This is a genomic window from Acidovorax sp. 1608163 (assembly GCF_003669015.1).
In the GTDB taxonomy this organism is placed as follows: Bacteria; Pseudomonadota; Gammaproteobacteria; order Burkholderiales; family Burkholderiaceae_C; genus Acidovorax.
Window position 1 is genome coordinate 2,009,402 of record NZ_CP033069.1, and the last position, 13,978, is coordinate 2,023,379.

Here is a 13,978-nt window from a genome sequence, read left to right on the forward strand (position 1 = left end):
AATAGCTGCTAGCGCTTAGGAATCAAGCGCTAGAGCCCAAAAAGTCTCTCAATCAGAGATTGGTGGGACGGTCTCGGCGGCGGGTTTTTGCAACGCCCGCACCTGCTCGGCCAGCCGCTGCACGGTCAAGGGCGCGCACCCCTCGGCATGGTTGCTGATGGTGACGTAGGCGTTTTGCCCCGCCGCCGTGATGCCTGCAATCACCTTGGCCAGCGCCGCGTGGGTGTCCGGGTCCAGGTCGTGCAACCGGTCGTAAGGTGCGTATCGCCGCTCGGCGTCTTCATAGCCGTAGGGGCCGTGCAATGCGTTCAGGTTCCAGCGGCACACCAGGGGCGTGGGCCACAGGGCGCGCAGCAAGGGCAACTGCTGCGCCAGCGGCGGCAGCTTGGGGTGCAGGCCCAGGCAATAGGTGGCGCCCGCACCGCGCAGCACAGCGGCAAATTCAGGGGTCAGCCACTCTGGGTCTCGCACCTCCACGGCAATGACGCCGTCGCTTGCCTGGGGCTTGAGCGACGGCAGCGCGTGCAGCAAATCCCGCAGCTTGCCCAGCAGCAGGGGCATGCGGTCCAGCCATGCCATGGGCAGGGGGCTGAGCTGGAACACCAGCGCGCCTAGCTTGTCGCCCAGCCCCGCCAAGGCAGGTTCTACAAACTCGGTGCAGGCCAGGGCGGGGTCCAGAAACGCCGGGTTGGGCTCGCGCCCCCGGCCATCTTCGGTGCGCACCAGTGCGTCGGTGACCAGGCTGGGCGCCTTCACGACAAAGCGAAAGTCTGCCGGTACCTGCTCGGCATAGCGCTGGTACTGGCTGATGGTGAGGGGGCGGTAAAAGTTGCGGTCCAGGCTCACGGCGCGCAGCAGCGGGTGAGCGGCATAGGCGGCCAGGCCTTGTTTGGACAGCTGCGTTTCGGCGTGCTCCGCATCCCACACGAGCCCGGCCCAGGCGGGGTAGGTCCATGACGAGGTGCCCAAGCGCAGCCGCTGGGGCAGGGCATCTGCCAGTGTGTGCAAGGCTTCGTCCACGGTGACCGGGCGCACGCCCAGCCCCTTGCTCCGTGGTGTCGCCGGTGGTGCGGAGAGGGGGGCGGCTTTGCCAGGCTGCCCATCGGTGGCCTGGCGGTTGGGGGGCGTGGGCACGGCGGGTGTGCCAAACAGGTCTTCTTGCATCCGCTGGAGGGCTAGGGTAGTTGTAACAACCGGGGTCGGATAGCGATGTTAGCCCGCAGTGCGCTGTGGCAAACTCGCGCGCTTCGCGTTTCGTTTGTTTGACGTGGCTTACGCAAACCGGTTCTCATGCAAGCGTTCGCCCCCGGGCGAGGCTGGCATGGCAAGCCGATGGCGTAAGTCCCATTTGAGTCTCAGAGAGTTTGCCCACACATGCAGCAGATCATTCGGCAACTGGCCGCAGAAATCAAAGTAGGGGAGCAGCAGGTACGCGCCGCCGTCGAGCTGCTGGACGGCGGGGCCACGGTGCCCTTCATCGCGCGCTACCGCAAGGAAGTCACCGGTGGGCTGGACGATATCCAGCTGCGCGAGCTGGAAGCCCGCCTGTCTTACCTGCGCGAGCTGGACGACCGCCGCGCTGCGGTGCTCAAGAGCATTGACGAACAAGGCAAGCTGACCGACGCGTTGCGCGCAGCCATTGCCGCAGCGCCCACTAAGCAAGAGCTGGAGGACATCTACCTGCCCTTCAAGCAAAAGCGCCGCACCAAGGGCCAGATGGCCCGCGAATTTGGCATTGAGCCCCTGGCCGACAAGCTGTTTGCCGACCCCACCCTCGACCCCGCTGTGGAGGCTGCTGCCTTCACCAAGCCGCCTGAAGTGCTGGACGACGGCAAGACGGGCGCCGATTTTTCGACCGTGCCTGCCGTGCTTGATGGTGTGCGCGATATCTTGAGCGAGCGCTGGGCCGAGGATGCCGTGCTGGTGCAAAGCCTGCGCGAATGGCTGTGGGCCGAGGGCCTGCTGCGCAGCAAAAAGGTCGAAGGCAAGAACGAGAACGACCCCGAGGTCTCCAAGTTCCGCGACTACTTTGAATACGACGAGCCCATTGGCCGCGTGCCATCGCACCGTGCGCTGGCCGTGTTCCGGGGCCGTGGGCTGGAGATTCTGGAAGCCAAGCTGGTGTTGCCAGTCGAACCAGAGCCGGGCAAGCCCAGCATGGCCGAAGGCAAGATCGCCCTGCACTTGGGCTGGAGCCATGCGGGTCGCAAGGCGGATGACCTGATTCGCAAATGTGTGGCCTGGACTTGGCGCGTGAAGCTGAGCCTTTCGACCGAGCGCGACCTGTTCGCCCGCCTGCGCGACGACGCCGAGAAGGTGGCCATCAAGGTGTTTGCCGACAACCTGCGCGACCTGCTGCTGGCCGCGCCTGCGGGCCCGCGCGTGGTGATGGGGCTGGACCCGGGCATCCGCACCGGCGTGAAGGTGGCTGTGGTGGACGCCACCGGCAAGTTGGTGGAAACCGCCACGGTGTACCCGCACGAGCCGCGCCGCGATTGGGACGGCTCGCTGCATACCCTGGCCAAGCTGGCCGAGAAGCACGGCGTGAACCTGATTGCCATCGGCAACGGGACGGCCAGCCGCGAGACCGACAAGCTGGCGGCCGACCTCATCAAACTGGCCGCCAAGGCCGAGCGCGCCATCGAGAAGGTGGTGGTGAGCGAAGCCGGTGCGTCCGTCTATTCCGCCAGCGAATACGCCTCGCAAGAGATGCCCGATGTGGACGTGAGCCTGCGGGGTGCCGCCTCCATCGCCCGCCGCTTGCAAGACCCGCTGGCCGAGCTGGTGAAGATCGACCCCAAGAGCATCGGCGTGGGCCAGTACCAGCACGATGTGAACCAGAGCGAGCTGGCACGCACCCTGGGTACGGTGGTGGAAGACTGCGTGAACTCGGTCGGCGTGGACCTGAACACGGCCAGCGTGCCTCTGCTCTCCCGCGTGTCCGGGCTGTCGGGCAGCGTGGCCAAGGCCGTGGTGCGCTGGCGCGAGGCCAATGGCGCGTTCAAGAGCCGCAAGCAGCTCATGGACGTGGCGGGCCTGGGCGCCAAGACCTTTGAGCAGAGCGCGGGTTTCTTGCGCATTCGCGGTGGCGAAAACCCGCTGGACATGACCGGCGTGCACCCCGAAACCTACCCGGTGGTCGAGCAGATCATGGAAAAGACGGGCAAGCCGGTGGCCGAGATCATGGGCCGCTCTGACATGCTCAAGACCCTCAAGCCCGAGCTGTTCGCCAACGAGAAGTTTGGTGTCATCACCGTCAAGGACATCCTGGCCGAGCTGGAAAAGCCCGGCCGCGACCCGCGCCCCGACTTCAAGGTGGCGCGCTTCAACGACGGCGTGGAAGACATCAAGGACCTCAAGGAGGGCATGATCCTCGAAGGCACGGTGAGCAATGTGGCCCAGTTTGGCGCCTTCATCGACCTGGGCGTGCACCAGGACGGCCTGGTGCATGTGAGCCAGCTGGCGCACAAGTTCGTAAACGACGCCCGCGAAGTGGTCAAGACCGGTGACATCGTCAAGGTCAAGGTCATGGAAGTGGATGTGGAGCGCAAGCGCATAGGCCTGTCGATGAAGCTGGACGCCGCACCGCGCCAGCAGGGTGACCGGGGTGCACCGCAGGGCAACCGCTTTGAGGGGGCAGGGCGCGGCTACGCGCAGCCGCAGCGCCGCGCGCCCGAGCCTGCGCAACAGTCGGCCATGGCGTCGGCGTTTGCCAAATTGCAACAGGCTAAGGGGCGTTAAAAGCGCACAGGGGCGTTTCGGCCATTGAATGCGGGTGGCAGGGCCATAATCGCCGCAACCACCACCGAGGCGCCCCCGAACCCATGGAGCTCAATGCCCTGCTAGCCCAACCCGTGGCGTTGCCGAGCCTGCCGCGCACGGTGGCGCTGCTGATGAACGAGTTGGCGCACCCCCAACCCAGCCTGCGCCGGATCAATCTGCTGTTTGGCTCTGATCCGGCCCTGGCTGCGCGCTTGCTGGAGCTGGCCAATTCGCCCGCGCTGCAAATGCCCCGCCAAGTGGCGGGTATCTCTGAAGCCCTGGCGCTGCTGGGCAACGCCCAGGTGCGTGCACTGGTGGCTGCGTCGACCTTGGGGACGGCGGCCCGTTCGGTGCCGGGCATCAATTTGCAGCAGTTTTGGCGCTACAGCCTGCACACCGCCAAGCTGGCCCGGTCGCTGGCGGGGGTGGTGTTTCAGCACCCCACGGCGGCCTACACCGCGGGCTTGCTGCATGGGCTGGGCGAGCTGGTGATCCATCTGGCCAGCCCCGACCGCGCGCAGTCCATCAACACCCTGGTGTCGCCGCTGGACATGCGCCGTGGCAAGGTGGAGCAGCGGATCTTCGGGTTTTGCTACAGCCAGGTATCGGCCGCTCTGGCCCGCCGCTGGTTGCTGCCGCAGGTCGTGGTCGATGCCCTGCAGTACCAGTCCGCCCCCTTTGAAAACACGGCCTACGAGCCGCTGGCAGGTGTGATCCACCTGGCCGCCTGGCGCGTGCGTGCCCGCGAGGCGCAGTACTCCGAGCGCGAGCTGGCAGTGTCCTTCCCCGGCGAGGTGGGGCTGGTGCTGGGGCTGGACATCGACATGGTGCTGCAGCAAGACCCTATTGACTGGACGGTGCGCCCGGACGCTGCGGACTACATGGTTTAGAGCGGCTGGCTAAACGCATCTCGCCAGACCCGCTTCACTGGGTTTTTCGGTTGCTCCTGGCCCGCAGTCAGCGCGGCGTGCGCTGCGACAATCAGCGCCATGAAAGCATTGAGCATCCACGCCGGGCCGCGCGCCCTGGAGCACCTGACCCAGCAGGGCCTGCAGCCACGCGACGTGGGCGTGGTGCCTGCCGCAGCGGGTGGCCCCAAGGGGCTGATTCTGGGACCGCTGGACCGTTTTATCTTTGGCCATTGGCTGGCCCAGTCGCAGCAGCCGGTGCATCTGGTGGGTGCCTCGATTGGCGCGTGGCGCATGGCCACGGCCTGCCTGAACGACCCCGTGGCCGCCTTGCTGCAATTGGAGGACGCCTATGTGCACCAGCACTACCAAGTGCCCCCTGGCAAAAAGCGCCCACCGGCAGCACATGTCAGCGAGCGCTTTGGCCAGAGCCTGCAAGCCTTTTACGCCGGGCGTGTGGACGAGGTGCTGCAGCACCCCCGCTACCGCCTGCACCTGATCGCCGCGCGCGGGCGCCACCTGCTGCGGCGCGAGCACCCGGTGGCCACGCCGCTGGGCTATCTGGGTGCCTTCATGAGCAATGCTGTGCACCGCAAGGCCCTGGGCGCCTGGCTGGAACGGGTGGTGTTCTCGTCCCCGCCAGGTGGGGCGCCTGGCGGGGACGCCATGTCAGCGCTGCCTTTTGGCACGGCAGACTTTCGCACCCGGCAGGTGCGGCTGACGCATGCCAACTTCATGGATGCCTTGCAGGCCAGCTGCTCCATTCCGTTTGTGCTGCAGGCGGTGCACCACATCGCGGGCGCCCCGCCCGGGGCTTACTGGGATGGCGGCTTGACCGATTACCACATGCACCTGGCCTACAACACGCACCAAGGCAGTGGTTCGAATGCTATTGAAAAGATAGCTGCTAGCGCTTATTCAGAAAGCGCTAGCGGCCAATTCCATTCAAAGAAGGGTGTGGCGGCGTCAGATCAAGGGGCGGGCCTGGTGCTGTACCCGCACTTTCAGCACCAGGTGGTGCCGGGCTGGCTGGACAAGGGCCTGCGCTGGCGCCACCGCAGCACCGCCGCCCTGGACACCATGGTGGTGCTGTCGCCCCACCCAGAGTGGGTGAAGACCTTGCCCAACGCCAAGCTGCCGGACCGCCAGGACTTTATGCACTACGGCCACGATACGGCGGCCCGCGCCAAAGCCTGGTTGACCGCCACGGCGGCTGCGCAACAACTGGCCGATGAGCTGGCCCAATGGCTGGAACGGCCTGATCTGGGGGCAGTGCAGCCGTTGTGACGTTGTGAGGGCGCTGGTGAAAGTGCTGATGTAAGTTCTGGTGCGCGGTGGGCTCAGAAACCGTTCAAGGTCTTTTCAGGGCAGCACCAGCGTTGAGGCCACGCTGCGCCGGTAGCTGCGCGCCCAGTCGGCCACCTCGCCACCGGGCATGGGGTGGGCGATGGCGTAGCCTTGCACCACCTGGCAGCCCAGCTCGCGCAGCCGGGTGCAGTGGGCGGGGGATTCTGCCCCTTCGGCCACCAGGGTGTGGCCCAGGGCCTGGGCCATGGCCACAGCGGTGCTCACCACCGCGGCATCCTCGGTGCTGTGCAGCACCGCGCCGGCAATCGACCGGTCAATCTTCAGCGTGTCTGCGGGCACCTGGGCCACCCAGGCCAGGGTGGCTTTGCCAATGCCAAAGTCGTCAACAGCCCAGCGCACTCCCAGCGTCTGGTGGCAGTGCTGCATCAGGGCTTGCAGGGCCTGCGGCTCGTGCAGCCCTGCGCTCTCTTGCACCTCCAGCTGCAGCAGGTGGGCTGGCAGTGGGGCAAACAGGGCCAGCAGGTCTTGCAGCCGCGCGGCAAAGTTGCTGCGCAGCAGGTGCTGCGTGGCCACGTTCACCCCCACGGTCCAGTCCAGCCCTTGCGCGTGCCACAGCCGCAGCTGGGCCAGGGCATCGGTCAGCACCCATTCGCCCAGTTCGGCCGCCAGGTCGGCGTCGTCGATCAGCGGAAGAATCTGCTCTGGCCCTTGCAGGCCGCGCTCAGGGTGTTGCCAGCGCAGCAAGGCCTCCACCGCCACGATCTGGCCATTGGCCAGGTTGACCTGGGGCTGGTAGTGCAGGCGCATTTCTCCGGTGCGCAGCGCTTGGGCGATGCGGGTTTGCTGCGTGTGGGGGTTTGCAGCGCGGCATCGCTTTGTGCGTCAAAAAAGCGCACTTGCTTGCGGCCTGCCTGCTTGGCCTGGCACATGGCCTGGTCGGCCTGGCGCAGCAGTGTGGTGGGGCAGGCCTGCAGCTGCGGGTACACGGCCACGCCCATGCTGGCGGTGATGTGCAGTTGCAGCGCATCGATGGCATAGGGTTGCCCCAGTTGCTCCAGCAGTTGGGCGGTGCGCGCCTCGATGGCTTGCAGGTGGGGCTGGTGGCCCAGCAGCAGCACAAATTCGTCTCCGGCCATGCGGGCCACGGCGTCGTGCGGGCCGGCAAAGGCGCGCAGGCGCAAGGCCACTTCGCGCAGGGCGCGGTCGCCGGTGGCGCTGCCGTGCTGCTGGTTCAGGCGCTGGAAGTGGTCCAGGTCGATCATGCACACGGCCAGCAGGGTGCCTTGCTGTTGCGCGGTGAAGAGGGCATGCGTGAGGCTCTCGGCCAATGCGGCCCGGTTGTGCAGGCCGGTCAGTGCATCGTGGTGCGACTGCCAGGACACCTGGTGGCGAAAGTGCCGGCTCTCGGACACATCGTGGAACACCAGCACGCAGCCCACGGCCACGCCGTTGCTTTTGCGGATGGTGGAGGCGGTGTATTCAATGGCGTAGCGCTCGCCCGAGCGGTGGATCAGGATCGGGTGTGCGCGCGGTGGGCTGTCTGCAAGGGCGGTGATTTCTGTCTCTTGCGCCTCTGCATTCAGCGGCGGGTGCAGTGCATCGGCCAGCCTAAAGACCTCTTCCAGGGGGCGCCCCATGGCCTGGTGGACCTTGCAGCCAGTGAGGAACTGGGCCGTCTCATTGATGGTTTCGATGGTGCCGTGCAGGTCGGTGGTGATGATGCCATCGCCCCCTGGCAAATGGGGCGCAGCGGCATGGGCCTGCTGCGCCTGGCTCAGCGCCTGCCGGGTGCGCTGCCGGTCGCTGGCCGTGACCAGGGTGCCTATGGTTCCGGGGATAGGGGCTGCGGGTGGCTTGGCGGGTGTGGGCTGTGCGTCGGGTGTTGGTGGGGTCTGCGCTTGCAGTGCGAGAGGGGGTTGTGGAAGGGCCGCGGGCTGAGCTTCATCTGTGGCCATGGGCAGGGGGCTTTGAAACAGGCGCTGCCATTCTTCGCGCACGTCCAGGCACACGCCGTCGCTGCGGCGCACGGTCACGGGCATGGGGGCGGCTTCAATCAGCAACTGTGCCAGCTCCAGTTGCTGTGCGTGCCGTTGCAGACTGTCTTTCTGGCCCTGCACCTGGGTCTGCAATTGCAGCGCCGTGGCGTTGAAGCTGTGCGCCACGGCGCGCTCTGAGGGCGATCCCCGCTCCTGCATCCTGGCTGTGAAGTGGCCGCGTTGCAATTGGCGGTGTGCGTGCAGCAGCCGCCGCATCAGGCCCACATGCTGGTGCACCAGCCAGGCCAGCAGGGTCAGCACAAACACCACGTTGAACAGCGATATGCCGGTCTGCACCTGCAGGTTGTCCCAGATCTGGTCCACCAGCACATGGCTTTGCAGCGCAATCTTCAGGCGGGCCACCGTGCCGTCGGGCAGGGTTTCGCTCAGCTCCAGGGTGGGGGGCTGCACTTGGACCCATTTGGCAAACCAGGCGGGCGCGTCAGGCGTGCCTGGGGGCTTTTGGGCCGAGACACCCGTGCGGCCCTGCACTTGCCATTGCACGGTGTACAGCGAGGAAGCAAAGTACACCGTGCTGTCTTGCAGCGCGCGCTGTGCTTGTTCGGGCTGGTCTGGCGGCAGGCGCTTGAGGGCCGTTAGCAAGGCGCTGCCGATGCGCGTGGCCTCTGCCTGGGCGCGTTCGTGGGCAGCGGTCACCTCGGACTCGACCATGTAGTGGTAGCGCACTGCGCTGACCGCCAGGATCACCAAAAGCAGCGGGACAAAAACGCGCAGGTAGACGCTGCGGGCTTGCCACGGCGTCTTGGGCGTTTCTTCGGAGAGGGGCATGGGGTCGGTCACGGGCGACGTTCTGCGGGCTGGGCCCAGCGGTCAAAACGGTCCGTGAGTGTAAAGGCGCAGGGTGCCCCCGGCGATGGCCTGCGCTCAAGAGAAGGTGCCGGGGGCGCCTTTTGCAGGCGACTACAGGCTCTGGGCCAGCATCTCGCGGTATTCCTCGGGCGTGGCAATGCGCGGATTGGTCTTGTGGCAATGGTCGGCCAGGGCGCCTTTGATCACATCGTCAAACACCTCGGGCGTGACCCCCATGGCCGCCAGGCCCGTGGGCAGGCCCAGGCGGGCGTTCATGTCTTGAATGGCGGGGGCCACGTCGCCCGCAGAGGCCAGGCCCATGGCGTGTGCCATGCGTTCAAGCCGACGCTCTGCCTGCACCGATGCGCAGGTGGCGTTGAAGCGAATCACAGCGGGCAAAAACATGGCGTTGAGCGTGCCGTGGTGCAGGCGCGGGTTCACGCCGCCCAGGCTGTGGCTCAGGCTGTGCACGCAGCCCAGGCCTTTTTGGAACGCCATGGCGCCTTGCATGCTGGCGCTCATCATGTTCAGGCGCGCTTGCCGGTCTGCGCCGTTGCGGGTGGCCTGCTCAATGCTGGCCCAGCCGCGCTGCAGGCCATCGAGCGCAATGCCGTCGGCAGGCGGATTGAAGGCGGCCGACATAAAGGTTTCCATGCAGTGCGCAATCGCATCCATGCCGGTGGCGGCCGTGAGCATGGGGGGCAGGCCCAGGGTCAGCTCCGGGTCGCAAATGGCGGCCTTGGGGACCAGGTTCCACGAGTGAAAACCGAGCTTGCGGTGGTCGTCCACGATGATGATGGCGCCGCGCGCCACCTCGCTGCCGGTGCCACTGGTGGTGGGCACGGCAATGACGGGGGCTGTGCGCTCGCTGATGCGGGGCGAGCCACCCTCGATCGTGGCGTAGTGGGTCAGGGGGCCTTCATGGGTGGCGGCAATGGCAATGCCCTTGGCGCAGTCGATGGCCGAACCGCCGCCCACGGCAATCAGGCCATCGCAGCCCTGGGCCTGGTAGACCTGCACGGCCGCACGCACGGCGGCCTCGGTGGGGTTGGCGGGTGTTTGGTCAAACACTGCAACAGGCTGCTCATGCAAGTCGCGCAGGGCGTCTAGCGCCTTTTGCAGCACGCCAGCGGCTTTCACGCCGGGGTCGGTCACGATCAAGGGGCGGGTGATGCCCACGCGCAGGCACTCCTGGTGCAGCAGCTTCACTGCGCCAAACTCGAATTGGATCTGGGTCACGTAGTTGATGAAGGCCATGGTGTGTGAGCGTGTGTGAATAAGGACGCCAGCGATTACGATAGCCCGCCGACGCGTTGAACAGGTTCTCAGGACAGGTTCCAAAACCCCACTTTAAAAGCAGGAGACGCAGATGAACACGAAGCAAACCCTGATGGCGGCCCTGGTGGCCGTCGCCTGCGCGACAAGCGCCCAAGCCCAATGCCTGAGCGATGCACAGGCCGCCGAGCTGGTCGCCAGCTATGTGGCCAAAACACCGGCCGCCAATGTGGAGGGCTTGTCGGACGCAGACGGCGCCTGCACCCGTGCCAAGGTCAATGCGCTGCTGGCCCAGCGCCTGGGCAAGGTGGTGGGCTACAAGGCGGGGCTGACCAACCCGGCGGTGCAAAAGCGCTTTAACACCGACAAGCCGGTGTGGGGCAAGCTGTACGAAGGCATGGTGCTGGCCAATGGCGCAGCCGTAGATGCGGCCTTTGGCGCCCGCCCGTTGTTTGAGGCCGACATGCTGGTGCGCGTGAAAAGTGCCGACATCAACCATGCCAAAACCCCCATGCAGGTGCTGGAGGCCATCGACCAGGTGATTCCGTTCATCGAACTGCCCGACCTGCTGGTGCAGGCGCCGCCCAAGCTCAACGGTGCGGGTGTCAGCGCCATCAATGTGGGCGCGCGCCTGGGCGTGGCGGGTGCGCCGCTGCCGGTGCCGGTGTACCGTGCCGAGCGTTATGCGCTGCTGCAAGCCTTGGCCGACATGCAGGTCAGCCTGACCGATGCCACAGGTGCCCGGCTGGGCGGTGGCAAAGGCAGCGATATTTTGGAACACCCCCTCAACGCCGTTGTCTGGCTGGCGGGCTCTTTGGCGCAAGAGGGGCTGGCGATGCAGCCGGGTGATCTGATCAGCCTGGGCTCGTTCTCGCCGCTGTTGCCGCCCAAGGCGGGCCTGTCGGTGACGGCCACGTTTGAGGGCCTGCCGGGCGCAGCGCCTGTGCGAGTGATCTTCAAATAAGTCCGAGGCTACACCCAGCCCTCATCCCAGATATTGCCGACAGGAGCTTTGCGTTTTGACCGATTTGCACATTCACCACACCCGCCTGACCCCGCAGATGCGCGGCGTGCTACAGGGCATGGCCCGCGCGGGCCATCCTCCGCTGCACACCCGCACGCCCGAGGATGCGCGCAAGGCCTACGAGGCGGGCGCGGGCGTGCTGGAGGTGGCCAAGGCAGTGCTACCCCGCGTGGAAGACTTTCATATTCCCGCGCGCGACGGCCACCGCCTGCCTGCGCGTCTGTATGCGCCGGTAGCGGCTGGGGGCAGTGCGCTGCTGCCTGTGCTGCTGTACACCCACGGTGGTGGCTTCACCATCGGCAGCATTGCCACGCACGATGTACTGTGCCGTGAGCTGGCCCGCCTGTCCGGGGCCATGGTGGTGTCGCTGGACTATCGGCTGGCACCGGAGCACCGTTTTCCCACGGCGTCCAACGATGCCTGGGACGCATTGGCCTGGCTGGCCCAGCATGCGGCCACACTGGGCGCTGACCCGGCGCGACTGGCGGTGGGCGGCGACAGCGCAGGCGGCACGCTGGCCGCCGTCAATGCCATTTGCGCCCGCGATGCTGGCTTGCCGCTGGCACTGCAGCTGCTGTTTTACCCTGGCTGCGCGGCGCACCAGGACACGCCATCCCATGCCACGTTTGCCAGGGGCCTGGTGCTGGAGGAGCCCGCCATCAGCTGGTTTTTTGGCCACTATGTGCAAACCCGCGCTGAGCGCGAGGACTGGCGCTTTGCCCCCTTGCATGCACCCGATGTGGAAGGCGTGGCGCCGGCATGGATCGGGCTGGCCGAGTGCGACCCGCTGGTGGACGAGGGCGTGGACTACGCCGACAAGCTGCGCGCCAGCGGTGTGCCGGTGGACCTGGAAATCTACCGGGGTGTGACGCACGAATTCATCAAGATGGGGCGGGCTGTGCCAGAGGCACTGAAAGCCCACGCCGATGCAGCCTTGGCGCTGCGACAAGCCTTTGCCATGGAGTGAGCCTGATGCAACGCCAGAACTTCCGTTGTGTGCACCGCCTGCGAGTGCGCTGGGCCGAGGTGGACATGCAGAAAATCGTGTTCAACGCCCACTACCTCATGTACATCGACACCGCCATGTCGGACTATTGGCGTGCCTTGGCGCTGCCTTATGAGGCCAGCATGCAGACGCTGGGCGGCGAGATGTATGTGAAAAAAGCCATGCTGGAGTACCACGCCTCGGCCAAGTTGGACGACACCCTGGAGGTGGGCCTGCGCTGAGCCCGCATCGGCAACTCGTCCAGCCTGTTTGAAGCGGGCATCTTCAGTGGCGACAAGCTGCTGGTGAGTGGCGAGCTGGTGTATGTGTTTGCCGACCCCTCGACGCAGACGTCCACCCCGGTGCCCCCTGCGCTGCGGGCCATGCTCGAAGGTTTTGAAGCAGGCGCAGACATGGTGGAGGCGCGCACGGGCGACTGGAACGCCCTGGGCCGCGATGCAGGCCGCCTGCGCACAGCGGTGTTTGTGAGAGAACAAGGCATTGCCGCCGATGTGGAAGCCGATGCGCTGGACGCCAGCGCACGCCATGCTGTGCTGTACAACCGCCTCGGCCAGCCGGTTGCCACCGGGCGGCTATTGCAGCAAGCTCCGGGCGTGGGGCGCATTGGCCGCATGGCGGTGGATCGATCCGTGCGTGGCGCCCAATGGGGCCGTGTGTTGCTCAACACCTTGATGGATGCCGCCCGCGCGCGTGGCGACCAACAGGTGCAGCTGCATGCACAGTGCAGTGCCCAGGGGTTTTATCAGCGTGCAGGGTTTGCTGTGGCGGGCGAGCCCTACCAGAAGGCTGGCATTGCCCATGTGCTGATGGCGCGGGATTTTTAGGTTGGAGCGAGTGCTGCTGGGCAGTGTGCGCGCCCGCAGCCTGACGGCCTGACTGCCCCGGGTTCTCGCTCAAATGTCGTCGAGCAACGGGTAAGGCAGGGGCAGCAGTTGCAGCGCAATGCCATCGGCCGCGCCTGCAGGCACAACGCTCAAGGCGTGCTCGGTGGCCGCAATTTGCAGGGACACCAGGGCATCCACCCCGCTGCCCTCGGGGCTGGGCGCCACCTGCACCACGGTGCCGCAGGGCTGCTCTGGGTCGTTGGCGGCAAACACCTCGCTGCCCACCGCAAAGCCGTTGTCGGCATGGGCCAGGTAGGTGCGGCGCTTGAGCGTGCCACGGAACTGGCTGCGGGCCACCACCTCCTGGCCGGGGTAGCAGCCCTTTTTGAAGTTCACCCCGCCAATGGACTCGTAGTTGAGCATCTGCGGCACAAAGGCATCGACCAGTGGTGCGGTCAGCGTGGCCACGCCACTTTGCACTTCGCTCCACAGCCAGACGGAGGCATCCAGCAAGGGGCCTTGCGGGGCGGCGCTGCCCTGGGGCGCGATCCACAACGCGCGTGGCTGGCCCGCTGCGGGGTAGAGGTGAACGAGGGTGTTTTGATCGAAATCGGCCTTGGACCAAGCAGGATAAGCGCTGCCAGCTATCGAATTAATAGTATCTCCAGCCAGGCCATACAGCGCAAAGTCGGCAGAGGCGTTGCTGAGCTTGGCCTTGGCGCGCAGCACAAACATCGACAGGCGCTTGAGCGTGGGGGCCAGCAGGTCTTGGCTGCAAATCAGCAGCACTTCGGTGTCGCTGCGCTTGAAGCCAATGAAGCTGGCCTGCATGCGGCCCTTGGCCGAGAGAAAGGCGGCCAGCCGGGCGTGCTGCATGTCCAGTAGCGCAAAGTCTTGTGTGAGCTGGCCTTGGAGAAATTTGGTGGCGTCTTCGCCTGCTACGCGAATCACGCCAAGGTGGGACAGGGGGGCAATACCGTTCAAAAGCTGCGTCATGGCTGAATTATGATGCCCCCTCCTTTTCA

Annotated in this window: 10 protein-coding genes and 1 pseudogene; 6 read left to right on the plus strand and 5 right to left on the minus strand. The window is 66.0% G+C overall.

Features of this window, described 5'->3' with window-relative positions:
- Window positions 1-48: 48 nt before the first annotated feature.
- Complete coding sequence (locus EAG14_RS09045; protein WP_121728644.1) at window positions 49-1,164, minus strand: DUF72 domain-containing protein; 1,116 nt, start codon at window positions 1,162-1,164, stop codon at window positions 49-51.
- 210 nt (window positions 1,165-1,374) lie between these two features.
- Here EAG14_RS09045 and EAG14_RS09050 point away from each other — a divergent pair, with 210 nt between their 5' ends.
- From EAG14_RS09050 to EAG14_RS09060, 3 genes are all read left to right on the plus strand, one after another.
- The gene (locus EAG14_RS09050; RefSeq protein WP_121728645.1) at window positions 1,375-3,741 is read left to right on the plus strand and encodes a Tex family protein; all 2,367 of its coding nucleotides are present in this window, start codon (window positions 1,375-1,377) and stop codon (window positions 3,739-3,741) included.
- Between the two features lie 83 nt (window positions 3,742-3,824).
- Window positions 3,825-4,652 (plus strand): HDOD domain-containing protein, encoded by an 828-nt coding sequence (locus tag EAG14_RS09055; protein WP_099655680.1) that lies wholly within the window; start codon window positions 3,825-3,827, stop codon window positions 4,650-4,652.
- A gap of 99 nt (window positions 4,653-4,751) precedes the next feature.
- Entirely contained in the window at window positions 4,752-5,957 is a 1,206-nt protein-coding gene (locus EAG14_RS09060; protein ID WP_121728646.1) for a patatin-like phospholipase family protein, read from the plus strand.
- A 75-nt stretch (window positions 5,958-6,032) separates the two neighbouring features.
- On the opposite strand, the gene EAG14_RS23260 is transcribed toward EAG14_RS09060, so the two are convergent.
- From EAG14_RS23260 to EAG14_RS09075, 3 genes are all read right to left on the minus strand, one after another.
- On the minus strand, window positions 6,033-6,779 hold the full coding sequence (locus EAG14_RS23260) for an EAL domain-containing protein (protein ID WP_240457039.1): 747 nt from the start codon (window positions 6,777-6,779) through the stop codon (window positions 6,033-6,035).
- Window positions 6,662-8,803 (minus strand): GGDEF domain-containing protein, encoded by a 2,142-nt coding sequence (locus tag EAG14_RS09070; protein ID WP_162995946.1) that lies wholly within the window; start codon window positions 8,801-8,803, stop codon window positions 6,662-6,664. Before EAG14_RS09070 ends, EAG14_RS23260 begins: the two co-directional genes overlap by 118 nt.
- Before the next feature lie 132 nt (window positions 8,804-8,935).
- Window positions 8,936-10,081: an iron-containing alcohol dehydrogenase gene (locus EAG14_RS09075; RefSeq protein WP_121728649.1), complete on the minus strand. Its 1,146-nt coding sequence runs from the start codon at window positions 10,079-10,081 to the stop codon at window positions 8,936-8,938.
- 112 nt (window positions 10,082-10,193) lie between these two features.
- Here EAG14_RS09075 and EAG14_RS09080 point away from each other — a divergent pair, with 112 nt between their 5' ends.
- From EAG14_RS09080 to EAG14_RS09090, 3 genes and pseudogenes are all read left to right on the plus strand, one after another.
- Window positions 10,194-11,063 carry a 2-keto-4-pentenoate hydratase gene (locus EAG14_RS09080; protein WP_121728650.1) on the plus strand — a complete coding sequence of 290 codons (870 nt, stop codon included), beginning with the start codon at window positions 10,194-10,196 and terminating at the stop codon, window positions 11,061-11,063.
- 97 nt (window positions 11,064-11,160) lie between these two features.
- Window positions 11,161-12,090, plus strand: coding sequence for an alpha/beta hydrolase (locus tag EAG14_RS09085; protein WP_121730386.1), 930 nt, complete (start codon window positions 11,161-11,163; stop codon window positions 12,088-12,090).
- A 5-nt stretch (window positions 12,091-12,095) separates the two neighbouring features.
- Window positions 12,096-12,953 (plus strand): annotated as a pseudogene (locus tag EAG14_RS09090) (YbgC/FadM family acyl-CoA thioesterase).
- Between the two features lie 69 nt (window positions 12,954-13,022).
- Here EAG14_RS09090 and EAG14_RS09095 read toward each other — a convergent pair.
- The gene (locus EAG14_RS09095; RefSeq protein WP_121728651.1) at window positions 13,023-13,949 is read right to left on the minus strand and encodes a folate-binding protein YgfZ; all 927 of its coding nucleotides are present in this window, start codon (window positions 13,947-13,949) and stop codon (window positions 13,023-13,025) included.
- Between the last annotated feature and the right edge of the window lie 29 nt (window positions 13,950-13,978).